The sequence below is a fragment of the Methanocaldococcus vulcanius M7 genome (assembly GCF_000024625.1).
In the GTDB taxonomy this organism is placed as follows: Archaea; AGJL01; Methanococci; order Methanococcales; family Methanocaldococcaceae; genus Methanocaldococcus; species Methanocaldococcus vulcanius.
Map to the genome: position 1 here is coordinate 1,458,407 of NC_013407.1, position 25,186 is coordinate 1,483,592.

Annotated in this window: 27 protein-coding genes, 2 tRNA genes and 2 pseudogenes; 16 read left to right on the forward strand and 15 right to left on the reverse strand. The window is 30.5% G+C overall.

Translation table 11 applies throughout. The features are described from left to right. Positions 1 to 3 precede the first annotated feature (3 nt). Entirely contained in the window at positions 4 to 1,233 is a 1,230-nt protein-coding gene (locus METVU_RS07140; RefSeq protein WP_015733527.1) for a phosphoadenosine phosphosulfate reductase domain-containing protein, read from the forward strand. Here METVU_RS07140 and METVU_RS07145 read toward each other — a convergent pair. Continuing rightward, positions 1,222 to 1,854, reverse strand: a complete 633-nt coding sequence (locus METVU_RS07145; protein ID WP_015733528.1) for an NAAT family transporter — start codon at positions 1,852 to 1,854, stop codon at positions 1,222 to 1,224. The genes METVU_RS07140 and METVU_RS07145 overlap by 12 nt on opposite strands. A gap of 256 nt (positions 1,855 to 2,110) precedes the next feature. Here METVU_RS07145 and METVU_RS07150 point away from each other — a divergent pair, with 256 nt between their 5' ends. Next, positions 2,111 to 3,667, forward strand: coding sequence for a carbamoyltransferase C-terminal domain-containing protein (locus METVU_RS07150; RefSeq protein WP_015733529.1), 1,557 nt, complete (start codon positions 2,111 to 2,113; stop codon positions 3,665 to 3,667). Positions 3,668 to 3,755: 88 nt separating this feature from the next. Continuing rightward, positions 3,756 to 4,949, forward strand: coding sequence for a glutamyl-tRNA reductase (gene hemA / locus METVU_RS07155; protein WP_048197098.1), 1,194 nt, complete (start codon positions 3,756 to 3,758; stop codon positions 4,947 to 4,949). A gap of 3 nt (positions 4,950 to 4,952) precedes the next feature. Here hemA and METVU_RS07160 read toward each other — a convergent pair whose 3' ends face one another. From METVU_RS07160 to METVU_RS07185, 6 genes are all read right to left on the reverse strand, one after another. Further along, positions 4,953 to 5,732 (reverse strand): MJ0144 family RNA dihydrouridine synthase-like protein, encoded by a 780-nt coding sequence (locus METVU_RS07160; protein WP_015733531.1) that lies wholly within the window; start codon positions 5,730 to 5,732, stop codon positions 4,953 to 4,955. A 10-nt stretch (positions 5,733 to 5,742) separates the two neighbouring features. Further along, positions 5,743 to 6,549 (reverse strand): GTP cyclohydrolase III, encoded by an 807-nt coding sequence (locus METVU_RS07165; protein WP_015733532.1) that lies wholly within the window; start codon positions 6,547 to 6,549, stop codon positions 5,743 to 5,745. Between the two features lie 210 nt (positions 6,550 to 6,759). After that, a complete protein-coding gene (locus METVU_RS07170) occupies positions 6,760 to 6,975 on the reverse strand; it encodes a 4Fe-4S dicluster domain-containing protein (protein ID WP_015733533.1) in 216 nt (71 codons plus the stop codon). A gap of 300 nt (positions 6,976 to 7,275) precedes the next feature. Then, positions 7,276 to 8,223 (reverse strand): 4-demethylwyosine synthase TYW1, encoded by a 948-nt coding sequence (gene twy1, locus METVU_RS07175; RefSeq protein ID WP_015733534.1) that lies wholly within the window; start codon positions 8,221 to 8,223, stop codon positions 7,276 to 7,278. 245 nt (positions 8,224 to 8,468) lie between these two features. Further along, positions 8,469 to 9,140 carry a 4Fe-4S binding protein gene (locus METVU_RS07180; RefSeq protein ID WP_015733535.1) on the reverse strand — a complete coding sequence of 224 codons (672 nt, stop codon included), beginning with the start codon at positions 9,138 to 9,140 and terminating at the stop codon, positions 8,469 to 8,471. Further along, complete coding sequence (locus METVU_RS07185) at positions 9,124 to 9,978, reverse strand: substrate-binding domain-containing protein (protein WP_015733536.1); 855 nt, start codon at positions 9,976 to 9,978, stop codon at positions 9,124 to 9,126. Before METVU_RS07185 ends, METVU_RS07180 begins: the two co-directional genes overlap by 17 nt. Positions 9,979 to 10,248: 270 nt before the next feature. On the opposite strand from METVU_RS07185, the gene METVU_RS07190 reads away from it, so the two are divergent. Further along, positions 10,249 to 10,803: a DUF367 family protein gene (locus tag METVU_RS07190; protein ID WP_015733537.1), complete on the forward strand. Its 555-nt coding sequence runs from the start codon at positions 10,249 to 10,251 to the stop codon at positions 10,801 to 10,803. Next, on the forward strand, positions 10,782 to 10,925 hold the full coding sequence (locus METVU_RS07195; protein ID WP_015733538.1) for a 50S ribosomal protein L40e: 144 nt from the start codon (positions 10,782 to 10,784) through the stop codon (positions 10,923 to 10,925). The genes METVU_RS07190 and METVU_RS07195 overlap by 22 nt, the downstream gene beginning before the upstream one ends. Before the next feature lie 135 nt (positions 10,926 to 11,060). Here the strand turns inward: METVU_RS07195 and METVU_RS07200 are convergent, their stop codons facing one another. The 3 genes from METVU_RS07200 to METVU_RS07210 all read right to left on the reverse strand — a co-directional run bounded on the left by METVU_RS07200 (position 11,061) and on the right by METVU_RS07210 (position 14,719). Beyond that, positions 11,061 to 11,705: a stage II sporulation protein M gene (locus METVU_RS07200; protein ID WP_048196922.1), complete on the reverse strand. Its 645-nt coding sequence runs from the start codon at positions 11,703 to 11,705 to the stop codon at positions 11,061 to 11,063. 1 nt (position 11,706) lies between these two features. Further along, entirely contained in the window at positions 11,707 to 12,924 is a 1,218-nt protein-coding gene (hmgA, locus tag METVU_RS07205) for a hydroxymethylglutaryl-CoA reductase (NADPH) (protein WP_015733540.1), read from the reverse strand. Positions 12,925 to 13,066: 142 nt separating this feature from the next. After that, complete coding sequence (locus tag METVU_RS07210) at positions 13,067 to 14,719, reverse strand: ABC transporter ATP-binding protein (protein ID WP_015733541.1); 1,653 nt, start codon at positions 14,717 to 14,719, stop codon at positions 13,067 to 13,069. A gap of 215 nt (positions 14,720 to 14,934) precedes the next feature. On the opposite strand from METVU_RS07210, the gene METVU_RS07215 reads away from it, so the two are divergent. After that, positions 14,935 to 15,549 (forward strand): molybdenum cofactor guanylyltransferase, encoded by a 615-nt coding sequence (locus METVU_RS07215; RefSeq protein WP_015733542.1) that lies wholly within the window; start codon positions 14,935 to 14,937, stop codon positions 15,547 to 15,549. A 142-nt stretch (positions 15,550 to 15,691) separates the two neighbouring features. Here the strand turns inward: METVU_RS07215 and METVU_RS07220 are convergent. Continuing rightward, positions 15,692 to 15,766: transfer RNA gene (locus METVU_RS07220), tRNA-Glu, on the reverse strand. A gap of 35 nt (positions 15,767 to 15,801) precedes the next feature. Further along, positions 15,802 to 15,879: transfer RNA gene (locus tag METVU_RS07225), tRNA-Arg, on the reverse strand. Between the two features lie 330 nt (positions 15,880 to 16,209). Here METVU_RS07225 and rpoE point away from each other — a divergent pair. The 5 genes and pseudogenes from rpoE (at position 16,210) to METVU_RS07250 (ending at position 17,960) form a co-directional block, all read left to right on the forward strand. Next, a complete protein-coding gene (gene rpoE, locus METVU_RS07230; protein ID WP_015733543.1) occupies positions 16,210 to 16,779 on the forward strand; it encodes a DNA-directed RNA polymerase in 570 nt (189 codons plus the stop codon). A gap of 9 nt (positions 16,780 to 16,788) precedes the next feature. Further along, the gene (spt4, locus tag METVU_RS07235; RefSeq protein ID WP_015733544.1) at positions 16,789 to 16,968 is read left to right on the forward strand and encodes a transcription elongation factor subunit Spt4; all 180 of its coding nucleotides are present in this window, start codon (positions 16,789 to 16,791) and stop codon (positions 16,966 to 16,968) included. Positions 16,969 to 16,979: 11 nt separating this feature from the next. Then, positions 16,980 to 17,450, forward strand: a pseudogene (locus METVU_RS07240) (GTP-dependent dephospho-CoA kinase family protein); the annotation flags it as partial. Positions 17,451 to 17,469: 19 nt separating this feature from the next. Beyond that, on the forward strand, positions 17,470 to 17,775 hold the full coding sequence (locus METVU_RS07245) for a 30S ribosomal protein S24e (protein ID WP_015733546.1): 306 nt from the start codon (positions 17,470 to 17,472) through the stop codon (positions 17,773 to 17,775). Beyond that, the gene (locus tag METVU_RS07250; protein WP_015733547.1) at positions 17,775 to 17,960 is read left to right on the forward strand and encodes a 30S ribosomal protein S27ae; all 186 of its coding nucleotides are present in this window, start codon (positions 17,775 to 17,777) and stop codon (positions 17,958 to 17,960) included. The genes METVU_RS07245 and METVU_RS07250 overlap by 1 nt, the downstream gene beginning before the upstream one ends. 133 nt (positions 17,961 to 18,093) lie before the next feature. Here the strand turns inward: METVU_RS07250 and METVU_RS07255 are convergent, their stop codons facing one another. Continuing rightward, entirely contained in the window at positions 18,094 to 19,119 is a 1,026-nt protein-coding gene (locus tag METVU_RS07255; RefSeq protein ID WP_015733548.1) for a site-2 protease family protein, read from the reverse strand. Between the two features lie 241 nt (positions 19,120 to 19,360). Here METVU_RS07255 and cbiT point away from each other — a divergent pair, with 241 nt between their 5' ends. Together cbiT and METVU_RS07265 are read left to right on the forward strand one after the other, a co-directional pair. After that, a complete protein-coding gene (gene cbiT / locus METVU_RS07260; protein WP_015733550.1) occupies positions 19,361 to 19,903 on the forward strand; it encodes a precorrin-6Y C5,15-methyltransferase (decarboxylating) subunit CbiT in 543 nt (180 codons plus the stop codon). A 6-nt stretch (positions 19,904 to 19,909) separates the two neighbouring features. Continuing rightward, entirely contained in the window at positions 19,910 to 20,350 is a 441-nt protein-coding gene (locus tag METVU_RS07265; protein WP_015733551.1) for a hypothetical protein, read from the forward strand. A 54-nt stretch (positions 20,351 to 20,404) separates the two neighbouring features. Here METVU_RS07265 and METVU_RS07270 read toward each other — a convergent pair whose 3' ends face one another. Continuing rightward, a complete protein-coding gene (locus METVU_RS07270) occupies positions 20,405 to 21,343 on the reverse strand; it encodes a tyrosine--tRNA ligase (protein ID WP_048197105.1) in 939 nt (312 codons plus the stop codon). 319 nt (positions 21,344 to 21,662) lie between these two features. Here METVU_RS07270 and METVU_RS07275 point away from each other — a divergent pair. From METVU_RS07275 to ahcY, 3 genes and pseudogenes are all read left to right on the forward strand, one after another. Next, positions 21,663 to 22,287, forward strand: a pseudogene (locus METVU_RS07275) (DUF2067 family protein). Further along, a complete protein-coding gene (locus tag METVU_RS07280; RefSeq protein WP_015733554.1) occupies positions 22,256 to 22,552 on the forward strand; it encodes a DNA-directed RNA polymerase subunit L in 297 nt (98 codons plus the stop codon). Before METVU_RS07275 ends, METVU_RS07280 begins: the two are co-directional and overlap by 32 nt. A gap of 127 nt (positions 22,553 to 22,679) precedes the next feature. Next, positions 22,680 to 23,927 (forward strand): adenosylhomocysteinase, encoded by a 1,248-nt coding sequence (gene ahcY, locus METVU_RS07285; protein WP_015733555.1) that lies wholly within the window; start codon positions 22,680 to 22,682, stop codon positions 23,925 to 23,927. A gap of 275 nt (positions 23,928 to 24,202) precedes the next feature. On the opposite strand, the gene METVU_RS07290 is transcribed toward ahcY, so the two are convergent. Next, on the reverse strand, positions 24,203 to 25,024 hold the full coding sequence (locus tag METVU_RS07290) for a DUF4013 domain-containing protein (protein ID WP_015733556.1): 822 nt from the start codon (positions 25,022 to 25,024) through the stop codon (positions 24,203 to 24,205). Between the last annotated feature and the right edge of the window lie 162 nt (positions 25,025 to 25,186).

A 25,186-nucleotide genomic window follows, 5' to 3' on the forward strand; every position in this document is an offset into this window, starting at 1 on the left:
ACAATGGATGACAAATTTGCATCAAAATTTGAAATAGAAGTGTTAAACAAACTACTTAATAAAAACCTTCCATATGATTTGGCTATAATCTTAAAAAAGATCGGTGGGCTTGATTATAGAAAAAAGGTCTTCTTAGATGGAAAATGCTTGGGGATACTTGAATTTGATTTATTAAATTTGGATTGGAAATTCCATCCTTATGCATCTTACTATTTAATTGAACCTCCTAAAATTCAAATAAAACCAACAAAAAAGAGATTAAAAGGGAAAAAAGTCCCTTTAAATTTAATTGAAAATATAGAAGAGATAAAAGATCTTAAAGAAAACGAATATGTGGGGGTTGAAATAGGAAACTACGTAGGTGTTGCAATTAAAAAAGGAAACTCAATAAAGATAAAAGACCTAACATTAAAAGACGATATTAAATTTGAGAAAATACAAGATTATTTAAGGAAAAATAAAGAAAGAATTAAAAAATTGGAAAAAACATCAACTTCCATAATAAAAAAATACAACGAAAAATGCAAAGAGAAAAACATTACAATAAACGCATCATTTAGCGGTGGAAAAGATTCCTCGGTTTCCACATTACTTGCAAATGAGATTATAGATGATTTGGAAGCTATATTTGTAGATACTGGCTTGGAATTTAAAGAAACAACTAAATTTGTAAAAAAATTTGCTAAAAAATACGGATTAAATTTAACAATTTTAAAAAGTAAGGATTTTTGGAAGGCATTAGAAGAAAACGGAATCCCAACTAAGGAGAATAGATGGTGCAATAGTGTTTGCAAATTGAATCCTCTAAAAAACTATTTAGAAAAATATAGAGAAGTTTATACAATAGACGGATCTCGAAAATTTGAAAGCTTTGCAAGAGAAAAATTATCTTATGAAAGAAAAAGCAGATTTATTCCAAATCAAACAAACATATTCCCAATACTCGACTGGAAAGGCACTGATGTGTGGAGTTGGATATATCTCAATGAGATCGAATACAACCCACTATATGAAAAAGGTTTTGAAAGGATTGGATGTTATATGTGTCCTTCTGCTTTAAACTCTGAGTTTTTAAGAGTTAAAGAACTTTATCCTGAATTATTTAATCGATGGGTTGAAACTTTAAAGAGATATGGATATGATGAAGATGAAATTTTAAGAGGATTCTGGAGATGGAAAAATCTACCTCCAAAAATGAAAGAACTAAAAAGAAAGTTAAAATCACTTAAATAATTTAAAAAATCCAAAGATTCCAGTGAATATTATTTGAACGGAAATTGCCGCCAATAAAAGTCCCATTATCCTAACAAAAGCATTAATTCCATAAATATTCACCCTCCTAATTATAAAATCAGAGAGGGAAAGGATTATTGCAGAAACAAACATTGCAGACAATATAGAGAATACAACAACCATTTTTTCTAAGAGAGTGTGGGCTTTGCTAACCAGAATCATTGTTGTTGTTATTGCCCCGGGTCCAGAGATCAATGGAACTGCCAATGGAACATAAACAACACTGTCTATATCTCTAACATCCAATTTCTCGTCAGGTTTATGTTTTGTTTTTGGGATTTCAGCATGAAGCATGTCCCAAGATATTTTAAAAAGCAACAATCCCCCTGCAACCCTAAACGCATCTATCGTTATTCCAAAATAACCAAATATATAATTTCCAAATATCGCAAATAACAACAACACTATCGTAGAGGAGATTATGGCCTTTTTAATAATCTTAAATCTCTGTTCTTCTGGATATGGATAAATTAAGGAATGAACTATAGGAATTAAACCAATTGGATCTATTGTGATAAAAAGAGATACAAAACCATAAAGATAAAAATTAAAAAGATCCATCCTCATCACCAGAAACAAGATTGTAAGTATCATAATAAACTATCTTAATTAAAAATATTAAAACTCTAATTAATATTACTTTAATATTACCATTAAAAAATAAACAAAAAACAAAATATGGAATCCAAACATTAATATACAAGATCTTCAATTGAGATTGAAGAATCATGACTTATGTGATTATCTTTGTATATTGATAAAAGAGTTATATAAAGAGTATGGAAAATCATTAATTGATTAATTTTTGGTGTTTTACATGATCTTGGGTATTCACGATGGGCATAATGCAAGTTCTTCTCTAATAAAAAAAGATAAAATTTTATTTGCAATGAGCGAGGAGAGATTTACAAGAAAAAAGAACCAGAGGGGCTTTCCAGAAAAATCTGTGAATTATATTTTAAATAACATTAACACCAACGATGATATTGATTATATCTCCATTGGAGGAGTTTTTAGAAAAGGAAAAAGAATAAAAAACTTAAAAAACCTCCAAAACAGAATAAATAAAAAATTTCTCTATGTTTATCACCATATCTCCCATTCATATTTATTTAAACTCTCTAACTTTAAAGAGACATTAGTTATCTCAATAGATGGAGGAGGGGATGGTTTATCTTTTTTGGCATCCGTAGCAAATAAAAATAACTTGGAAATTATTGCCCAAAGTGATTTAATCGACTCTGTTGGAGATTTTTACGCATCAATAACTGAACTCTTGGGTTTTAAACCAATGGAAGATGAGGGTAAAGTTATGTCCCTATCCTCTTACGAAGGAAAAGATGATTTAAAATTAACAGTAATCGATTATATAAAAGAATTAAAATCATTTAAAAACTATTTGGGCGTTGTAGGAGGAGAAGCCACCAAAACATTAAAAAGATATATACTTGGGAATAAAAAAGATATTTCTTTTGAAGATAAGGTTAGAATATCAAAATTTGCTCAGAAAACTTTGGAGGATGTTGTTTTAAAGGCAATTGATGATCTATCCAAAGAATATAACTTAGAAAATGTTGTATTTGTTGGAGGAGTAGCTCAAAACGTTAAATTAAACTCAAAAATAGCTGAAAGATATAATTTATTTGTTCCACCTTTTATGGGAGATGAAGGTCTTTGTTTAGGAGCAAGCTTAGCCGATAAAAGGATAGATAATCTAAATATTAAAAATACATACTTTGGATATGAGATAGAGAATGAAAAAGTAGAAAAAGATTTAGAATTATTAAAAAATAAACTTAAAAATTATAAAAATTATAAGATAGATTTCGTTGAAGAAAAGGACATTCCTGAAGTAATCGGAAGCTTGATCTTAGATAATAAAATCGTTTGCCTATCAAGAGGAAAAATGGAATTTGGTCCAAGAGCTCTGGGAAATAGAAGCATCATATCTCTACCAACAAAAGAAAATAAGGAAAAAATTAATAAAAAATTAAAAAGAAGTTGGTTTATGCCATTTGCTCCAACAATACTCTATGAGTTTATAGACGATTATTTAATAAACCCAAGATACTCTCCATTTATGACTCAAATATTTAGAGTTAAAGAGGATAAGATAAAAGAAATCGAAGGAGTTATACATGTAGATAAAACAACAAGACCCCAAACATTAAAAAAAGAGTCAAACAAAACATACTACGAAATGATAAGATATATTTATGACTCAATCAATATTCCAGTAGTTTTAAATACTTCATTTAATTTGCATGGAGAGCCAATAGTTTGCACTGAAAAGGATGCAATAAATAGCTTTTTAAAAGCAGATTTTGATGCCCTGTTGTTAGGAAATTATCTAATCTCTAAGATCGAACATTAAAATCAATATTAAAGTAAATTATTAAACGATCACTAATTCGGGAAATTGTGATGAATATTTAAAAATATTTATTAAAAGGGAGATGATGATAACAATATTAAAAGCAGATTATAAAAAATATAACGTCTCTGAGTTGGAAAAGCTCAGGATAGATGAGGAGAAGTTTTATGAAAATTTCGACGATGCCATTTTATTGCAAACCTGTAATAGGGTTGAGATGATATTCGACGCTGAAAAGTATAAAAATATAAAAGAACTTGAAAAGATCGGCATAAACTTAGATAAATTTGAAATAATATCTGGAGAAAAAGCAATAGAGCATCTTTTTAGAGTAGCTTCTGGATTAGAGTCGATGATTGTTGGAGAAGACCAGATCCTTGGACAGTTAAAGAATTCATATCTAAAAGCAAAAGAAAAAGGTAAATTATCAAAAAGATTGGAAAAAATTATATTAAAAGCCATACATACAGGTCAACGTGCCAGATTAGAAACAAAAATAAATGAGGGAGGAGTATCTATTGGATCAGCGTCTGTGGAATTGGCTGAAAGAGTTTTTGGTCTCGACGGGAAAAATGTTTTGTTAATTGGAGCTGGAGAAATGGCAAATTTGGTGATAAAGGCCTTAAAGGAGAAAAATATAAAGGCAATAATAGTTGCAAACAGAACGTATGAAAAAGCCGAAAGATTAGCAAAAGAACTCGGAGGAATGGCTATAAAATTTGATAAATTAGAAGAAGCATTAAGATATGCAGATATAGTAATATCAGCCACAGGAGCTCCACATCCAATATTAAATAAAGAAAGATTAAAAAACGCAGGAAAGACAGTTATTATTGATATTGCAAATCCAAGAGATACAACTGACGATATTAGAGAACTTCCTGATGTGTTTTTATTTACAATAGATGATCTAAAATTAGTAGCAGAAGAAAATTTAAAAAAGAGAATGGAAGAAGTTCCAAAGGTTGAAATGATTATTTGCGAGGAGTTAGAGCAGTTGAAAGAACTTCTCGATAGAATGGAATTTGAAAATGCAGTGCGAGAACTTGGGCAGTACATTGAAAATATAAGAAAAAAAGAACTTGAAAAGGCAAAAAATATATTGAAAAATAAAAATAAGCCAGTTGAGGATGTCTTAGATGACTTTTCAAAGTCCCTCTGTAAGAAGATAATCTATGATATAATAACCATCTTCGAAAACTTAGATAACAAAGAAATGTTTAACACGTTAGCTTCTGAATTCAAAAAACTTAAACAGCAAAAATCAAAAAATAAAACCTAAAACTTAAAACATCTTGTTAAACTCTTTTATCCAGTCAATTTTCCCATTTAAAACAGCCCTTGCAACAGATACAAAATCAGCATATTTTAACATCTCTAAGGCCTTTTCTAATGAATCAACCGAATTATTTCCAATTATTACTTTATCTTTGAAGTGATCTGAGAGTATTTTTAATGAAGAGAGATCAGCATAAGGTTTTCCAGGATAGAAACAATCAACATGTAAACCAGTAAAATAATCTTTAACTACATCTAAATTCTTAATTAGTTTATCTATTGGAATATAATTTAGACGAATCTTTAAAAATATTGGGACATTTAATGAACCTATCTCTTCTAAAAACCTCTCCAATCTTTTAACATCTCGCATTAACTCCTGACCCAGCCCTAAAGAAGTTATCTCCCTCTGCCTACAATGACAATTAACCTCCACAATATCTGCATGCTTTGCAATGACCTCCAACCTTCCATATGCTTCCTCAATATCAAAAAATCTGACATTAACAGATACCAATGAATTACTCTCCCTCGCTTTTTTTATCTGATCTACAATATACTCATTAAAATTATTTAAATCTATTAAAAATTCCTTTCTTCCTCTTTGCTCTATTTTTAATCCCGCCTTATATGTTGTGAGATCTATATTGTATCCTCCCAATGTTGTAATGGCAAACATGTTTTTAAACTGTTTACAAAACTCTCCATCTGTGATTCCTGCCATAGGGGCTAAAACAACTTTTTTTGAATTGTTCATTTCTAAAATTTTATTAATTTTATCAGCCATCTTTAACCCCTTAAACTTGTGGATGATATATCTTTCCAATACCCATTTTTGACTCCAAGAAATCATCCTGCCTTAAAGTGCATACGTTTTTATTAACAACCTTTCCTCTTATTTTTTCTAATCCAAGATCTGCCAAATTTGAAGCATCCTCAGCAGTTTTTCCTATCCCTATTCCTGCCTTCAACTCGATTCCATATTTTTCATTTATTCTATTAAATATATCTATAAAATCCTCTTCACTCATTCCATTGGAAGGAGACATAAAGTTATCTCCTCCAATAAAAAACATTAAGGCATTGTAATTTAATAACTCTTCCATTAATGCCAACTTAACCCTATTAACGTTCACATAAGTGTCATATGCACTTACAATATCTGTTAAAGTCCCAGTGATGTTATTTATATCTATGTGAGCTATTTGAACATAACCATCCATAACCAACTCATTAGCAACGTCTAAAACTTCCTTCCTATTTTCATCCTGGGCACTTCCATATTCCTGAAGTGTTTTGGTAGCTAATTTTTGGGCTTCGTAAGGTGTTTCAGCAGAGGCAATAACCATACTAACAGTAAAAGGATAACGATTTCTTATACTTTCTTGTATTCTCTTGTGGGTTAGAAGATCTATCCCGTTAGTTATAGCAATTAAATTGTCAAATCTTGTGTAAAAGACAAGTCCCTTATGTGATCCAAACATCAGATTTAAATCAGCGTATAATCTACTCTGTAATGCTTGTAAATCGCTCTCTCTTCTTGGATTTGGAGTAACTGTCCAAGGTCCGTAATTGTCTATTTGAATTACCGTTATTTGAATCATCGTCCCATCTCTAACAATTTGTTGTTTAAAAATTCATTTAGGATCTATTTTATTTATTAACAAATTTCATAGATTAGATGTAGCAAAGTATTGAATATAAGTATGAAAAGTTCTTTGATGGTTTCTTGAATATTTTACGTTTTTGATTATGAGTATTTATCATTTTTATTATTACTTATTAAAAAGTTTAGGTATCCATTATTAAAAAAATTAATCTTGATCTATTGAGATTGCCTGATCTGGGCATTGTAAAATACAAAGATTGCAAAATGTGCATTTTTCTGGGTTTTTAGGAATAGGAGGATAAACTCCCCTCTTATTTAATTTTTTGGATTTTTCAAATACGCCCCTTGGACAAACTAAAATACATATATCACATCCCTTACAAAACGTTTCATTTATCTCTATCTTTTTGATTTTATCCATATTTACCCTCCTCCAAAGTTTGTTTTGTTATAAATTAAACATAACCAAACTAAATTCAATAAACCAAATACAATAACTGGACGCTAATAAATTAAATAATAAATTAATAAATTAAATAGAATACTAACTAAATATATTATTAATTGCAATTTAATTAAAGTTAGTATATAATTTTAATTTTTTAAAGATTATCCAACAGTTGTTATTCACTGTTAAATATCTTAAATTATTTTTAAATATATTATAAAAATAACGGATTCAAAATCGAATAAAAATTTAACATAGAAGATAACAACCCACTCACTTTTTTATTTTTGGATCGATCTTCCTATTCCTATTCTGTAAAAGGGCAACTCTACTCTCCTCACTATCATCTATAAATACATAATCACTGCCTTCATCCAACTCCCTGGCTAACTTTATTATTTCACTATGCTCTAACATGTTATCCTTTTTCAATCTCCTTTGAGAATATCCAACGTGCATATATGACTTTAACTCAATAAAATGGGCATTAGCCCTCTCATACAACTCAACAAACTTTAAAATGTCATCATTAAATCCTCTAATCAAGGTAGTTCTTATGCATGTCCTTTTTTTCTCCTTTAAAATATCTAAGGTATTTAGTATCGACTCCCAGTATTCTCTCTTTCCTCCACATATTTTCCTATAACTTTCTAAATCATAGGCATCTAAGGATATATACAGTTGTGTAGGATCTATCTTCTCTATAATCTCAGTTAAAATACCATTTGAAACAACAAACGTTGTAAATCCTTTTTTATGAAAGATCTGTATTAACTCGTCAAGATAAGGATACAATGTCGGCTCTCCTGATAGAGAAATTGCAACATGTTTCGGATTTAACGCCTCTTCAAACTTTTTTTCTCCCACCCTATCCAAAACCCCTTTATATCCCATAATTATCCTTCTATGCATATTAATTATCTTTTCAAACACAATCTCTGGCTCTTCCCAGTTTGGTTCTTTTAAATTAGCATCTTTTAAGCCAATATTGATGTCCTGTGGTAACACTCTCCAGCAAAAGATGCAATTTTGCTGACACCAGATAACTGAGGGAGTGCATTGAATACACCTATGCGTCTCTATTCCATAAAATTTTGATTTATAGCAGTTTTTATCTTCTAACATTTTTTTTCTAACCCATCCACATAACTTTACAGCCGTGTGGTTATCTATCTGGTATCTCTGCTTTCTTAAAATTCTGAAAATTTCTTCTGAGATCATGATCCACCACAATAAACTTTATCGAAGATTTTTATTGTTGGATAATCATAAATAGCAAAGAGATATATAAATCAATATTCTTTCTCATCAAAAAATTAGAAATTATGGATAATTAATATATAATTACATAATAATTACACGTAAGTGTTTATTAGCAGTTAGGGTATTGCTATGGTTAGGATAATCGGAAATGATAATTTTAATAAATAAAAAAGAATTACCATTATTAAAAATTACAAGTTATATTATTTTTTATTGTTTTTAATCTTAAACATTTGAACAAATCCACATATTTTGTTATATGTTAAATAAATTAGTGAAATTAGTGCCCCAAAAGGACATATTTTACACCAAAATCTTGGAATAAAAAATGCAAGAATAAAAATTGACACTATTATTGACAATCTAATGTAATAAAATATATTCTCATACATTAACCCCTCTATCGAAAATGTATGATAAGGATCTATATACCGCGGATCATTAAAGATAACTACAAGAATAAGAGCAACGACAAGAAACATATACCTAACAACCTTTAACATATTCCTCTGAACTACATTTAGCAATTTAATCCTATTCAATGTCTTTTTATTGATGCTAATTATAACATCCTGAAGAGTTCCAGCTGGACAGATAGTATAAAATCTTTTTTTAGATAATAGCACATAAAAAAAGGCAACTATTAAAAAAGGAATCCTAAAAATTTTCATCGGGCAAAAATAAACTGGACAGACATCACAGTAAATAAACGGAATAACATAGGGGCAGAATAATATAGATACAAAAATTCCGGGAACTACTAAAAAGAAAAATGTCCATTTTATCAATAAAAATAAATAACTTCTAACAATCAACTTTATATCAACTCTCATGCTTTTTTTCATATTTTCAATATTATTACTGCTGGGACTCATAATATCTCCTTAAAATATATTTTCCTTCTTTTGTATTAACAGGAATATATCCATAACTCTCCATTATCTTCTTTACCGTATCGTTGTTGAGGATAAAATCAATATACTTCTCATCCAACTCTCTATGCTTTGAATACTTTAACATGGATATGCTGAAAACACTTGATTGGAGATAATAAAACTTCCATGGAATTTTTATTGTTGAAACATCATCTTCCACGTGGAGATCGTGTATTAATCTATCTTCAACGATACAAGCGTCCCCATATCCATCTAAAAAGTATTTTAACATAGCTCTTCTACAATTAAAGTCCTTATATGATTTATCATATAACTCAGAAACAAAACTCCAACTTTTTTGATTAAATATTCCATACTCATTTATAGACGCTCCAGAAGCTGTTAAAACCTTTACATCAGGTTTTAAAAGGTCGTTGATTGTTTTTATATGCTTTGGATTTCCTCTTCTGACGACAATATCCCAAGTAGTGAAGTAAGCTATGCTGTAATTGTCAACTGCTCCCAAATCCTTCAAATACACTGGTGTTTCGGTAGATCGCGATATTACAATATCTCCCTTCTTTACATGTGTCAAAAGATTTAAATACTCAACTGTATTGCTTGAAATTAAGTTGATCTTGCAGTGATATTTCTCCTCAAAGAGTTTATCGATCTTGTTTAACATTTCAGTAGAACCACCACACGCATAAATGGTTAATGTATCTTTGCTATTTTTTGAAAATTGAACCTCTGGAAAAAAATAGGCATAACACGTTATTGAGATCAAGAATGATACAAAAATTAATATATATTTAATTTTTTTATCTTTACTCACCATTCCACTTCACCAACCTAAAAATATTTAAAAACAAAACAACAACTGATCAAACTCAAAAATTATCAATCTATTATATGTTATTATTATAAAAATTTTTTGCATACTATTTAAGATGACTTTATCTGTATCCTATGATAGTACAAAACAAAAAATAAAATAAAACTGAATAATAATATATTTGGAAATATATCAGATAATTAAAACCAAAAATAAATACTAAAATAGAATAGTAAAACCAAAAATAGCAAATATAAAATTCTGGGGATTAAAATGTCAAAACTTTTTATATATCATGCAAATCAATGTAATCCAAAAAAATGCACATCTTTAAAAATGATAAGGATGAACAAGGCAGTATTGATAAAAACACCTTATAAAATTCCAAAAAACTCAATAATATTAAACCCCTATGCAGAAAAAGCATTATCTCCAGAGGATAGATCCTTAGTAGAAAAATTTGGAATAACTGCCTTAGATTGCTCGTGGAAAGAGGCAGAAATCATGTTTAGAAAGTTTCGATTCAAAAATCAAAGATCTCTTCCGTTTTTAATTGCATGCAATCCAATAAACTATGGAAAGCCCTGCATGCTATCTACAATCGAAGCATTTATCGCGTCTCTCTATATCACAAATTTTAAAGAAGATGCATTAAATCTAACCTCATGCTTCAAATGGACAGAAACATTTATAAAGGTTAATTATGAATTATTAGAGAGATACTCCAATGCCAAAAACTCGGCGGAGATTATTGAAATCCAGAACGATTATATTAACTATAACTTAAACAATTCAAAGGTGAGAAAATGCCATTCGAAGAAGCAATGAAGAGAATGTTCATGAAAAAAATATGTATGAGATGTAATGCAAGAAACCCCTGGAGAGCTACAAAATGTAGAAAATGCGGATATAGAGGTTTAAGACCAAAAGCAAAAGAACCAAGAGGATAAACGAAATATATTTTCCTATTTTCCGTATTTTTTATTCTATATTTTATTTTTTAGTTTTATTTTTTAGTTTTCTGGTTTATTTTAAAGATCTTTTCTTATTCATTATTTCCTTTATTACCCCACCATCTTTTTTATTCAGGAAAACATCAACTTTGCTATCTTAAAAGTTATAGTTCCTTCAACAATTCCAGCGATCAGAAACAGAATTATAGATAGTAAGAGAAGTTTTAACGACTCTTTTATATAGTATAAAACCTCCCTGCTCTCTCCAAACTTTATATTTATTAAAAAATTGATAATTCCAATATTCAATAGTATACCTCCAGAGGCCGAAAGGATCAAAGCAGGGATCTCAATAACTCCGTGGGGCAAAACCAAAAATATGAAAGTTTTTAAGCCAAATTTATAGAGAACATAAGATAAAATATAAGAATTTACCACAACAACAAAGAGAGATAAAAAACCGATTATATAATTCAAAAAGCACACGGTTAAGTTGTTCTTCCAGATTGCTAAAATTATATAGAGGGAGGACTCATTTATTGATATTTTTAAGTCCTCTACCCTCTCTTGAAATGCCTGAAACACCATATTTCCCAAATAAGAGAAATAACTTACATTTGCAATTAATACATAAGAAAGAGCCAAAGAGAAAACAAAAACCGCACTAACAAATAAAACTACTTTTTTATTCCTTATAGGACTCATTAAAATCTCTTTTATGTTAAATACCTCTTTTAATGAATCAATTGCTACCATCATTGAATAAGCTCCCTTCATATTATCTACCAAGTTCTTGATGTGCTTTTCCTAAATGTCCAGAAGCCAACGCTCCAAGCAGAGACAACTCCCCAGCCAACACAGCTCCCCCAACAATCTCCGCAAACTTCAACGCCTTACCATCTCCATAACACCCAAGCATCTCTAAACACTCTCTCTGCGTCTCCACTCGAGTTCCTCCACCAACAGTTCCCAAAGGTAGATCTGGAAGAGTTATTGAAAAATACAACCCTTCATCTTCAACCTCTGCCATAGTTATGCCTAAACTTCCTTCAACTATGTGTGCCTCATCCTGTCCAGTGGCTAAAAAAATAGCTCCAACAATATTGGCATAATGAGCGTTAAAGCCCATGCTATTACTTGCAGCAGATCCAATATAGTTTTTTAAACGATTTACCTCAGCTATTGCTTCCGGTGTAGTTTTTAAGTATTTATTAACCTCTTTTTCACTTAAATAAATTTCTGCAACGACCGTTTTTCCTCTTCCGTTTATCAAATTCATTCCACTTGGTTTCTTATCAACACATACATTTCCACTAACAGCAACCGTCTTAACAAATACCCCCTCATTTCTTAACTCACCTTCAATAAACTCACATGCCTTCTCTGTGGCAATAGTAACCATATTCATACCCATAGCATCTCCTGTTTTAAATACAAACCTTGGATAGATATTTCTTCCAACGATCAAGATAGGATCTATCCTTACTAACTTTCCATGCCTCGTGGTTGATTCAGCAACCTCTTTTATCCTTTCAAAATTCTCCAAGATCCAATCTTTAACCTTCATTGCATCTACAACACTTTTTGTTTTCAAGCAGGGGGCTCTTGTCATCTTATCATCAATAACCCTAACATCTACCCCTCCACATTTTGTTATTATCGAACATCCTCTATTCACAGAAGCTACCAAAGCTCCTTCAGTAGTTGCGAGAGGGATATAAAAGTCCCCTTTTGCATACTCCCCATTTATTTTTAATGGGCCTGCAAAACCTAAAGGAATTTGGATAGCTCCAATCATATTTTCTATGTTCTTTTTCATGGCCATCTCTTCATCTATGGTGTAATTGGCAATATGCTCAAACTCTACACCAACTTTTTTTTCTATAAACTTCCTTCTAAGTTCAGTTGCAATCTTAGCACCAAATAGTTTATCCAGTTGATAAGGTTTTATCTCCCCTTTTAGCATTTTTTCAATTATATCATTAAAATTATTCATTATCTACCACCATTTAACAAGGTAATTATTACTTTTATTGCTTTATCCTAATTAATTTTAATAATCTACTGCCTAAATCTTATAAATATTATTCTATCATGTGAAATCCAAATCATAAACAAAAAAAATAAAATTCATAATTTTAAAGCGAATTCAGAAACTTTGCTTCACTCCTTCTTACAAACTCCTCACATACCTCATTTGGATCTCCTTCCATAACAAGTTTATTCTCATCCAGTAAAATGGCCCTATCACTTATCTCCTTAATAAAATCTACACAATGTGATACTAAAACTATCGTAGTGCCAAATTTCTCATTTATTTTCTTTAAATAATTTGCCACATCTCTTAAAGTAATTGGATCCAGATCTCCAAACGGTTCATCTAAAAATAGGATTTTTGGTTTTGTTATTAACTGTAAAGCCATTGCTACTCTAACCTTCTGTCCTCCACTCAATTCTCCAACTTTTTTATTCAAAACATCTTTACCTAAATCTAATGCCTCCAATATTTCCACTGGATTAAAGTTCTCAACGATAGGAGGGAAGAGTTTGTATATAACATCCTCAGTCAAGCCCATCTTCTGCAACTTAGAGATTCTTTCTGATTCTGGAACATCTATCAGCTGATATATTGCATCCACAACTTTTGGAGATAATCCAAGCTCTTCTGCCTTTGTTTTAGCATGAGCAATGGCTTTTTCTCCTTTAAGTCCTAATCTATACTTTAATAAATTTTCAACTGTTTGGTAATATGGGAGAGAAAACTCCTGATGCATAATCCCTATCTTTTTTCTGAGATTTATTCTCTCCCATCCATAGTTAGTTAAGTCAACACCATCAACCTCTATTTTTCCTTTATCCGGCAACTCCAAACCCGCCATTAGTCGCATAATAACTGTTTTTCCAACCCCACTCGGTCCAATAATTGATAAGATCTCTCCCTCTTTAACTTCAAATGAAATGTCTTTTAAATTTAATGTCTCCCCTCCTTTAACAACATAATACCTCTTAGATACGTTTTTTAATTTTATTATTGAATTATCTTTTATGTTTGGAGTTCTTTTATATGGAGGTTTCATCTCTTTTAAAAATTCATTTAAGACACTTTCAACATCCCCATCCATCTTAACTCTTCCATCCTCTAACAAGATCAACCTATCACACAAATACCTATGTATCTCCGGTAAATGGGACGTTATTATAACTGTTATTCCTAACTTATCTCTAATATTTTTAATAACATCTAATAACTTCTGCTTTGATGAAGGACATGCCATTGTTGCTGGTTCATCCAATAATAAAACACCCTCTCCTTTCTCATAGATCTTAGCTATCTGCCTTCCTAAGATTAATCTCTGCTTCTCCCCTCCGCTTAATATATTAGCAAATGCATCTTTTTTATGCTCTAAACCAACTAATTTTAAAATCTCCATTGCCTTCTCTTCATAATCCTTCCACTCCTCTTCAAGTGGCAGTTGTTCATCAGCATTATTTCTTACTGCATAGAGTTTTCTAATTATGTTGTTTATAACTGGCTCTGCCCACAGTGCAAAGTTTCTCTGCAAGTGTATGGCTGTAATTTCTTTAAAGTTATTTTTCCTACCTAAAATCTCAACTTCTCCCTCATCATAGTCCAAACTACCCCTTAAAATCCTTATTAGTGTTGACTTTCCAGACCCACTTTTTCCAACGATTCCCAATATCTCTCCTTTCTTTGCTTCAAATGAAACCTTATCTAATGCTTTAAAGTTATCGTATTTTTTTGTTAGATTTTTAACTTTAACTGTAATCATCTCTATCACCGGTCTTTAAATTTATATCAGGATATAGTGTTTTTGTCAGAGGATCGATTAAATCCATTATATTTTATATATCACCTAATTTAATTTTAATCTAATTTAATGTTGCTTAATTTTGATAATATATTTTAATAATATTGCACTCAGCTACTTAAAAAGAACTTTTTAGAGTAATTTATTGTAAATTTTAATAAGTCATAAATTAGGTGATGTTTATCATTTCGGGAATAATATTATCAGGAGGTAAAGGAGAAAGAATAGGTGGAAAGAAACCATTTAGAATATTTAAAGGAAAGTATCTTATCAACTATCCATCAGATATTTTAAAGAGTTTGAAGATCCCATTTACAACTGTATTTGCTAAAAACTCTGTGGATATTGAATTAGAAAAAAAGCATATGTTAACATATGGATGCTCAATTTCGTTTGATTTAGTCGAGAATATGGGGCCATTAATGGGGATCTTATGTGGAATGAGAGTTTTAAATGCTAAATGGTTTTTAGTTCTGCCTTGTGATTGCCCTTATATAACTAAAAAGGCAGTTAAAACTCTAATATCCAATATAAAATTTGCTGAGAGAGATAACAACTTGTGCATAATTCCAAGACATGAAAACGGATACATTGAGCCGTTATTTGCATTATATAGTCGAGATTCTATGCCAATTTTAAATAAAATAATCATGGAACAGAAAAATCTATCAATTAGGTATTTCATCTCTCATTTAAATCCAAAATACATCAACTCCAAAACATTAGACGAAAGTAAAAAAATATTTAAAAATATAAACACGTTAGATGATCTAATTAACTGCGAGGAATAAAATAAAAAAAGTAAAATATAGGGAAAAATTAAAAATTTAGCAAAAATAAAATAACAAAAGATAAAAAATATAATACATAAGGGAGTTAATTAAAACCCAAATATAATATCCCAATATATTAATAGATTATTTTAAAATATGATGCTCCGGCCGGGATTTGAACCCGGGTCGCGGGCTCGAAAGGCCCGCATGATTGGCCGGACTACACCACCGGAGCAAGTAATAAAAAATAGAAAAACTAAAATTTAAAAATGGCGGACCCGAGGGGATTTGAACCCCCGACCCCCGGCTTAGAAGGCCGGTGCCCTATCCAGGCTAGGCTACGGGCCCTCTCAAATCTTGCAGGCACTCTCTACAATAATTTTTTCTCATATATATACTTTTCGTTTGTGGGATAATAACGATAAATTATAAAAACTCAACCTATAAAACTATAAAATAAAAATATTAAATAAAAATATTTAATACCATAAAACATTCAAGGATAAAAACCTAAAAATAAAAAATAGTTAAATATAAATACCCCCTCTACGACAATTATTAAGTGTCCCTTTTTATAATCTTATTTTTATAATTATTATAAACTAAAAATTCCTCTTTTTTAACACATAACAAACATAAGATACAATTTTATCAGGATCAACAAGGTGGTGATTTATAATGTATAAAATATTGAAGATTGCTGATGTAGTTAAAGTTCCTCCAGAAGAGTTCGGAAAAGACCTAAAAGAGACGATAAAAAAAATACTAATGGAAAAATACGAAGGAAGGTTGGATAAAGATATTGGATTTGTCTTATCTATTGTTGATATTAAAGATATTGGAGATGGAAAAGTCGTTCATGGAGATGGATCGGCCTATCATCCCGTAATATTCGAAACACTCGTCTATCTGCCTGAAATGTATGAACTCGTTGAAGGAGAAGTTGTAGATGTTGTAGAGTTTGGAAGTTTCGTAAGATTGGGGCCCTTGGATGGTTTAGTTCACGTTTCACAAATAATGGATGATTACGTATCCTACGATCCAAAGAGAGAAGCAATAATCGGAAAAGAGACCGGAAAAGTTTTAGAGATTGGAGATTATGTTAGGGCAAGAATCGTCGCGATCAGTTTAAAAGCAGAAAGAAAGAGGGGTAGCAAGATCGCTTTAACTATGAGACAACCATATTTAGGAAAATTAGAATGGATCGAAGAAGAAAAAACTAAAAAAGAACAGAAGGAAAGTGATTAAGGTGATCCTATGAGAGCATGTTTAAAGTGTAAATATTTAACAAATGATGAAACATGTCCCATATGCCACTCTCCAACAAGTGAAAATTGGATCGGGCTTTTAATTGTATTAAATCCACAAAAATCAGAAATTGCAAAAAAAGCAGGAATAGAAATCAAGGGAAAATATGCATTAAGCGTTAAAGAATAAGAGGAATCATCATGCTAATCCTCCCAGAAGAGTTAAGAGATCTACTAAAAAAACCCTTCGGAAAAGTATATAAAACACTTCCTCACATAGATGGAGACATCATTACCGTTGGAGACATCGTTACAAAAACAGTAATCGAAAACGGAATAATTCCAAAACTATCAATTTTTGATCTAAAAACCCGAAGAAACATTCCCATTAAAATAAACCATGAATTTAAGAAGGTCATTAAAATAAAAAATCCTGCTGGATGCATATCCAATGAAGCAATAGAAAGTATTAAATATCTATCCACGATAAATGATAAGAACAATGCGATATTAGTTGATGGTGAAGAGGACTTACTCACACTACCTGTAATAAAATACTATCCAGAAGGACATTATGTTCTATACGGACAACCTAACGAAGGAATAGTTGTTTTAAAAATAGATAAAAAATTAAAACAAGAAATTGACAACATACTAAAAAAATTCAAAAAAATAGATGAGAGGGATAAAGATGGAAATAAAAATATTGTCAGACAGATACAACCCACTATTGAAAAGGACAGAGTATAGATTTATAGTAGACCACGACGGCCCAACACCAACATTCAAAGAGGTCAAACTAAAATTAGCCGCAATATTGAATGCAAATAAAGATCTATTGATAGTTGAAAAGATCGTTGAAGAAGCAGGAATGCAAAGAGCAAGGGGATACGCTAAATTGTATGACAACGAGGAGATGTTAAAATTAGTTAAGAGAGAACACATTTTAAGAAAAAATAAAATAGAGGAAGAAACAGTAGCTGAGGAGGGAGAATAATGACGAAGGGTAAAAAAACCGCGAAATACAAATATTATAAGATAGAAGGAGATAAAGTCATTAGATTAAAAAAGATGTGTCCAAAATGTGGCCCAGGTGTTTTTATGGCTGAACACTTAAACAGATTCTCTTGTGGAAAATGTGGATATATGGAATGGAAACAACCACAGAAAAAAGAAGAGTAAAAAATAAAATCAATAATAACAACAATTAAAATTAATAAAAAACCCATATTGCTTTTTATTTTAACATTTAAATCGTTCATTTAATTATATTATTTTGTTATTTTATGAAATATTTGGTTCTTTTTCCCAATTTTTAATTCAATTGACTATCTAACTCCTCTTTCAACTCCAATATATTCATTGCCCTTAAAATATCTGTTTTAGAGATTATTCCCTCCAGTTTTCCATTTTTTACAACAAATACTCTATCCACATGACTCATCTTTTTTAATACCTCCTTTATATCCTCATCTTCATCAACCAAAACCGGATCTTCCATATAATCCCTAACAATTCCATCTTTCTTATGAATGTTATTTATTCCAATACACCCAACTAACTTTCCATCCTCAACCACAGGATAACCAAAATATTTATGTTTAAGCATGAAATCCAAAAACTCTTCTATGCTCATATCTGGACTTACACATATTGGATTCGGAGTCATAATATCCTTCGCCTTGATATTCTTAAACACTTCGTCAACTTCTACAACCTTACCCTCCTGCTCAGCTCCAAAATACACAAACAAACTAACCAAGATCAACATCACGTTCATAGATAAAAGCCCAAGTAAAAGCATTATCAATGCCAAAATCTTTCCAATATTTACTGCAATTTTCGTTGACTTTAAATATCCGTATTTTTTTGATAATATGGCTCTTAATATCCTTCCCCCATCCATAGGAAAAGCAGGAATTAAATTAAAACCCCCAAGTATAAGGTTTAATAAACTTAACGTGTATAGGAGAGGATACCCATCAACATTCACATCAAAAAATCTTGAAATAACCAGCAAACTGATTCCAATAGCAAAACTTACCAATGGGCCAGCTATTCCTATCTTCAATTCTCCTTCTTTTGGAATTTTATCCATCATTGCCACTCCACCAATAGGCAGTAGCAAGATCTTTTCTATCCTCACCCCATACTTCTTGGCTACATAACTATGCCCCAACTCGTGTAAAACAACAGACACAAATAATAAGATAAAAAGAATAGCCCAAAAGATACTGTCATAAATGATTGAAAATGCAACTATAATGATCAAAAATAAAATAAACGTTATATGCAATTCGATCGGAATTCCCATAATTTTAAATAATCTTATTGAATACATATCTTGCCTCCTCTCCTACTTATCTTTTCTTTTTTATCTTTCTTTGTTATTACTTCTTCTTTTATTTTTTTATTTTTATTTATTTTAATTGACATTTTGTATTTATATGTTCCCTCCATAAAACTTAATCTAAAACTCAAATTATTAACATATCATCAATATATTTGCATTATCAACTATGTTTATTAATAAAATAAAAATAATAAAATGAAAATAAAATGAAATATGTTGGGTGTTAGTTATGATTCCAGATGAAAACTTTATAAGAAGAGAAGGAGTTCCAATAACAAAAGAGGAGATTAGGGCTGTGAGTATTGGAAAATTAAACTTAAATAAAGATGATGTTGTTGTTGATATTGGCTGTGGAAGTGGAGGAATGACAGTTGAAATAGCAAAAAGATGCAAGTTCGTTTATGCTATTGATTATTTAGATGATGCAATTGAACTAACTCAACAAAATTTAGCCAAATTTAATATTAAAAACTGCCAGATTATAAAAGGAAGAGCAGAGGATGTTTTAGATAAATTAAAGTTTAATAAAGCTTTTATAGGAGGGACAAAAAATATTGAAAAGATAATTGAAATTTTAGATAAAAAGAAAATAAATCATATTGTTGCTAACACAATTGTCTTAGAGAATGCGGTTAAAATAATAAATAAGTTAGAAGCTAAGGGCTATAATGTTAATGCTGTTAATGTTTCCATTTCTTATGCTAAAAAAATCCCTTCTGGGCATATGTTTTTAGCAAAAAATCCAATAATCATAATAAAAGCAGTTAGGTAGATAACTATGGAAGAAAAGATAGTCCTCTCAATTCAAAATCCAAAAGATGTTTTAATCTCTTATGTTGATATTTATTTAGGAGACAAAAATGTTTCATTAGAAGTTTTATCTAACGATACTACAAAGATAAATCTACCATTTGATAAAGATGAAGGGGAAGGAGAAATTATTGTTAAAATTAGATACAAAACCCTTCCAAATCAAGAGCAAAAACAGAAAAATCAAATACAAACAACAATAAAAGACCAAGTTATTAATAAGAATGTTATTAGCGAAAATAATTGCAAAGTTGAAGAAAAACATCGAATAAACGAACACATCAATAAAAATAAAAATGAATACAAAGAGTTCGGAGATATAATAGTTGCAGAATCAGATCCCAACTCCCTAAAAGAAATAAAGGAAAAAGAAAAAAAGAAAAAATATAGTGATATAATAATCGTCTAATGCATGAATATAAAAAAGAGGTAATCAAGAGCATATATAAGAATATTCGAAAATTTACAATTTCTTTCTAATTGGTTCTAAGATCTTTATAATCTCTTCTGCCACAGCATTTTTCAAATCAACAGGATGCAATTTTTTACCAACAAACAAACTTTCGAGTTCTTCATAATCATTAACAACCAAATCTCCACCAAATTTTTCAGGCCTTTTTATGGTTAAAGGATACTCAAGGAAGTATTTAGCTATCTCTATAATTGGGTTTCCTTCAACAACTCCAGCAGGACAGTATGCCTTCTTTATTTTAGCCCTAATATCCTCTGGAGAGTCATCAACAGCTATAAAATTTCCCTTTGAAGAACTCATCTTTCCTTCTCCATCTAAACCAGTTAAGACGGGATTGTGAATACAAACCACTTTTTTTGGAAGAAGTTCTCTTGCTAACATGTGTATCTTTCTTTGCTCCATCCCTCCAACTGCAACATCAACCCCTAAATAATTAATATCATTAACCTGCATAATTGGATAGATAACCTCAGCAACCTTCGGATTTTCGTCCTCTCTCGCTATAAGTTCCATACTTCTCCTTGCTCTTTTTAAGGTAGTTTTTAAAGCCAATTTATAGACGTTTAGAGTATAATCACTATCAAGCTGGAATTCACTTCCATAAACATATTTTGCCCTTAACCCCATTGCCTCAAAGACCCTTTTGTTATAATCCCCTATCTTTTTTATCTCTTCAAGTTCTCCTTTCTGATTTAGATAAGCGTGTAAATCAGCCAGAAGTATTATAATATCAAATCCTGCATTCTGCAAATCAATCATCTTTTTTATTTGAAGATAATGTCCTAAATGTATTTTACCACTCGGCTCAAATCCAATATATGCCGATTTACTATCTTTTTTTAAAACTTCTTTTAATTCATCCTCAGTTATAATTTCAGATGTGTTTCTCTTTATAATTTCAAGCGATCTTTCCAATTCACTCACATCCATCACCAGTTTAAGTTTTCCCATTTATTATTTTTGTCTTATCACCTTTTGTTATTCATTATCATTCTTTTTTCTCTTTTAAACTTTTTTGCCTAAACACTAAAATATATAGAAGACAGCATTATAACACTATCATAATAGATATGCCATAATCTTATGTATCATCAATATATACCAACAAAGTTATAAACAGAATCATAACAATTAAATAAAACATCGACAACCTTCATAGGCAGATTTAAAATTAGAAATAAAATGACAAACATTAATTAATTTATTAATTAATTTAGCTAATGACGAAAGACCATTTAGGTGAAGATCAATGAAAAAAACCATTTCATCAAAAGTTAGTTGCGATGAAGAACTATTAGAACTATGCGAAACAATATCAAAGATGGAACTTGACTGCACAGTTGAATCAAAAGGAGATCGAGTGAGAGTTCACGTATTTGGATATGATAAAGATGTTTTAAAAGACAATTACAGAACAGTTAGAGAAGTTATGGAAAAAATCAAAAGGAAATATCAAAAAGATGAAGAAGGGTTATACAAATATCGACTATTTGAATTAAAATATCCAGTAAACAAACAGTTGGTAATGGAAACCTTAAAAACATTAGGATATAAGGTTTTATATGAAGAAGAGGAAAACGCTATAAGAACAGATATTGATATTAACAAGTTTAACGAAATATTAAAAGAACTTCAAGAACTATCACAAGAACTACGATTTTCAAGATTAGGATCTAAACCCGTTAAAAATTTAGTGATCCTATCATCATACATTACAAAAAAACCTGTTGATATGATCATTGAAGAGGCCTTAGAGAAAGGAATATTTAGAGAAGAAGAAGGGAAAATCGTACTAAATAAAGATATAAATTTAGCCAAAAAAGAACTTTTGGAGGGATAAAAATGGAAGTCAGAATATTAGAGAGAAAAGATAATTTAATAGAAGTTGAGCTTATAAACGAAGATCACTCCCTTCCAAATCTTTTAAAAAATATTTTACTAACAAAAAAAGGAGTAAAAATGGCCTCATACTCAATAGATCATCCTCTACTCCACCCTGAAACTGGGAGATACATCTCAAATCCAAAAATGACCATAATTACAGAAGAAGGGACAGATCCTTTAGAGGTCTTAAAAGAAAGTTTAAAAGATGTTATTAACCTGTGCGACACATTATTGGATGAACTAAATAAAGAATAAAATTAAAGAACAAGGATTAAATCATTATATTTTAAATCATTAGATAAAATATTATTATTTTAATTATTTTATCTATTGTTTTATTATTTTTTCATAATTAGGATAGAACATCTGAATGGTGAGTAAAATGTATGCAGTTAAAGACATAAACCTATGGAAAGATGGAGAGAAAAAAATACAATGGGCAAAACAACACATGCCTGTTTTAGGATTAATTAGAGAAAGATTCAAAGAAGAAAAACCATTTAAAGGAATAACGATAGGAATGGCTTTACATTTGGAAGCAAAGACGGCTGTTTTAGCAGAAACATTAATGGAGGGAGGGGCAAAAATTGCTATAACTGGCTGTAATCCTTTATCTACTCAGGATGATGTTGCCGCTGCATGTGCTAAAAAAGGAATGCATGTTTATGCATGGAGAGGGGAGACAGTTGAAGAATATTACGAAAATTTAAATAAAGTTTTAGACCACAAACCAGATATTGTTATAGACGATGGTTGCGATTTAATATTTTTATTACATACAAAGAGAACTGAACTCTTGGATAATATAATGGGCGGTTGTGAGGAAACAACAACTGGAATCATTAGATTGAAGGCAATGGAAAGAGAAGGAGCTTTAAAATTTCCAGTCATGGATGTTAATGATGCATACACAAAACACCTATTTGACAACCGATACGGAACCGGGCAGAGTGCCTTAGATGGAATTTTAAGATCTACAAATTTATTAATTGCAGGAAAAACCGTTGTTGTTGCTGGTTATGGGTGGTGTGGTAGAGGAGTTGCTATGAGAGCCAAGGGCTTAGGAGCGGAGGTTGTTATAACAGAAGTAAACCCAATAAGAGCATTAGAAGCGAGAATGGATGGATTTAGAGTAATGAAAATGGAAAAAGCAGCGGAGATTGGAGACATCTTTATTACAACTACGGGCTGTAAAGACGTTATCAGAAAAGAACATATATTAAAAATGAAAGATGGTGCAATTTTATCTAACGCAGGACACTTTGATAATGAGATTAATAAAAAAGAATTAAGCGAAATGGCAAAATCAGTAAAAGAAGTTAGGAAATGTATAACAGAATACGATTTAGGAGATAAAAAAATCTATCTTTTAGGAGAAGGCAGATTGGTTAATCTGGCTTGTGCAGATGGCCATCCGTGTGAAGTTATGGATATGAGTTTTGCAAATCAAGCACTATCTGCTGAATACATACTAAAAAATCATGAAAAATTAGAACCAAGAGTTTATCGCATCCCATACGAACAAGATCTAATGATCGCTTCTTTAAAATTAAACGCCATGGGAATAGAAATTGACGAATTAACCGAAGAACAAAAAAGATACTTAGAGGACTGGAAAGAAGGAACCTAACCTCTTTAAATGTAAAAAAGAGCGAAGATTGAAATAGTATTACCCCTCCCCCCGATTGCAAATGAAATTGTTTCTTTATTCTGTAATGGTTCCAATCCCCACGTATACTCTATAAAATTACTAAAATATAACTTTTTTGCGTAATTTAGTGTGTAGTATATTATGTAGGTTTATGAAAATACTAAAAACGTCATAACACAATATCAAACTGCGAAATAAAGGTTATAAATAAAATAGCAAAAAGCATAATAATATATAAAAATATTTAAGAGATATTAATCCATTCTAACCCTATCCCTATAAAATAACGCGATAGCCCTCTTACAAAACACCGCAGTAAAAAACCCTACAAATGAAGAAACCACCGTTGAAATAATATCAAGTAGAATGGTTAATTTAGACATTGAACTCGCTACAAATATCAACTTAAAGATCATAAAAGGCACATTAACTATTAAGATCACTAAAATTGTTAAGATAATCACTACAATAACCAGAAGGATATAATCAATATTCATCATCTTAAATATCTTTTTAAACTCAAAAAATCCAGAAAAACCAATTACCGAATAATTTACCTCAGCCAATCCACTATAAAAAATATATGCAATCATTGAAATAATCAAACAAATAAATCCAATTCCAGCAACCAATAAACCAAGTGGAGGAATAAACATCAAGAACATCCCAGATACAATAAGTAAGAATGGAATTATTAAAAAAATAATCCCAACTATCAATCCTCCAACCCAATATAAAAACCCTTTTACAAGCAGATCTTTTACATTATTCCAATCTGGTAAAGTATTTGAATTTTCAACACTCGTCTTCATAACTCTAACATAGTATCCATCAAGTATAAAACCAATAATAAGAGCTATTAAAAATCCAACACAAGCAATTAAAACTATTGAGATTAGAGACATTGGAGAAGCTTCTGGATTTAAATAACTTATTATATACAACGATAGAAGAGTTCCAAAAATAGCTCCAAACGCTCCAGCTATTGAAGAAAGAAGAGCCCCAACTAACCCTTTTTTTATGTCTGAAATAGCATAATGATAAGCATCTGAAATATATTTACCAATTTCTACCATACTACCCCTCAAAACTTTTAAAAATTAAAAACAATGTGGCAATCTTTCTTCATTATTGATTAACTATTAATTAATTAAATTTCAATGTATTTAAATCTTACCTTAAACCTTTATAATATATACTCAAATATTTAAATATTTGGATGAAAAATAAAAATGTAA

Coding starts and splice junctions, on each gene's coding strand:
- METVU_RS07140 (WP_015733527.1), top strand. CDS start 4: ATGGATGACAAATTTGCATCAAAATTTGAAATAGAAGTGTTAAACAAA.
- METVU_RS07145 (WP_015733528.1), bottom strand. CDS start 1,854: ATGGATCTTTTTAATTTTTATCTTTATGGTTTTGTATCTCTTTTTATC.
- METVU_RS07150 (WP_015733529.1), top strand. CDS start 2,111: ATGATCTTGGGTATTCACGATGGGCATAATGCAAGTTCTTCTCTAATA.
- METVU_RS07160 (WP_015733531.1), bottom strand. CDS start 5,732: ATGGCTGATAAAATTAATAAAATTTTAGAAATGAACAATTCAAAAAAA.
- METVU_RS07165 (WP_015733532.1), bottom strand. CDS start 6,549: ATGATTCAAATAACGGTAATTCAAATAGACAATTACGGACCTTGGACA.
- METVU_RS07170 (WP_015733533.1), bottom strand. CDS start 6,975: ATGGATAAAATCAAAAAGATAGAGATAAATGAAACGTTTTGTAAGGGA.
- twy1 (WP_015733534.1), bottom strand. CDS start 8,223: ATGATCTCAGAAGAAATTTTCAGAATTTTAAGAAAGCAGAGATACCAG.
- METVU_RS07180 (WP_015733535.1), bottom strand. CDS start 9,140: ATGAGTCCCAGCAGTAATAATATTGAAAATATGAAAAAAAGCATGAGA.
- METVU_RS07185 (WP_015733536.1), bottom strand. CDS start 9,978: ATGGTGAGTAAAGATAAAAAAATTAAATATATATTAATTTTTGTATCA.
- METVU_RS07190 (WP_015733537.1), top strand. CDS start 10,249: ATGTCAAAACTTTTTATATATCATGCAAATCAATGTAATCCAAAAAAA.
- METVU_RS07195 (WP_015733538.1), top strand. CDS start 10,782: ATGCCATTCGAAGAAGCAATGAAGAGAATGTTCATGAAAAAAATATGT.
- METVU_RS07200 (WP_048196922.1), bottom strand. CDS start 11,705: ATGAAGGGAGCTTATTCAATGATGGTAGCAATTGATTCATTAAAAGAG.
- hmgA (WP_015733540.1), bottom strand. CDS start 12,924: ATGAATAATTTTAATGATATAATTGAAAAAATGCTAAAAGGGGAGATA.
- METVU_RS07210 (WP_015733541.1), bottom strand. CDS start 14,719: ATGATTACAGTTAAAGTTAAAAATCTAACAAAAAAATACGATAACTTT.
- METVU_RS07215 (WP_015733542.1), top strand. CDS start 14,935: ATGTTTATCATTTCGGGAATAATATTATCAGGAGGTAAAGGAGAAAGA.
- rpoE (WP_015733543.1), top strand. CDS start 16,210: ATGTATAAAATATTGAAGATTGCTGATGTAGTTAAAGTTCCTCCAGAA.
- spt4 (WP_015733544.1), top strand. CDS start 16,789: ATGAGAGCATGTTTAAAGTGTAAATATTTAACAAATGATGAAACATGT.
- METVU_RS07245 (WP_015733546.1), top strand. CDS start 17,470: ATGGAAATAAAAATATTGTCAGACAGATACAACCCACTATTGAAAAGG.
- METVU_RS07250 (WP_015733547.1), top strand. CDS start 17,775: ATGACGAAGGGTAAAAAAACCGCGAAATACAAATATTATAAGATAGAA.
- METVU_RS07255 (WP_015733548.1), bottom strand. CDS start 19,119: ATGTATTCAATAAGATTATTTAAAATTATGGGAATTCCGATCGAATTG.
- cbiT (WP_015733550.1), top strand. CDS start 19,361: ATGATTCCAGATGAAAACTTTATAAGAAGAGAAGGAGTTCCAATAACA.
- METVU_RS07265 (WP_015733551.1), top strand. CDS start 19,910: ATGGAAGAAAAGATAGTCCTCTCAATTCAAAATCCAAAAGATGTTTTA.
- METVU_RS07270 (WP_048197105.1), bottom strand. CDS start 21,343: ATGGATGTGAGTGAATTGGAAAGATCGCTTGAAATTATAAAGAGAAAC.
- METVU_RS07280 (WP_015733554.1), top strand. CDS start 22,256: ATGGAAGTCAGAATATTAGAGAGAAAAGATAATTTAATAGAAGTTGAG.
- ahcY (WP_015733555.1), top strand. CDS start 22,680: ATGTATGCAGTTAAAGACATAAACCTATGGAAAGATGGAGAGAAAAAA.
- METVU_RS07290 (WP_015733556.1), bottom strand. CDS start 25,024: ATGGTAGAAATTGGTAAATATATTTCAGATGCTTATCATTATGCTATT.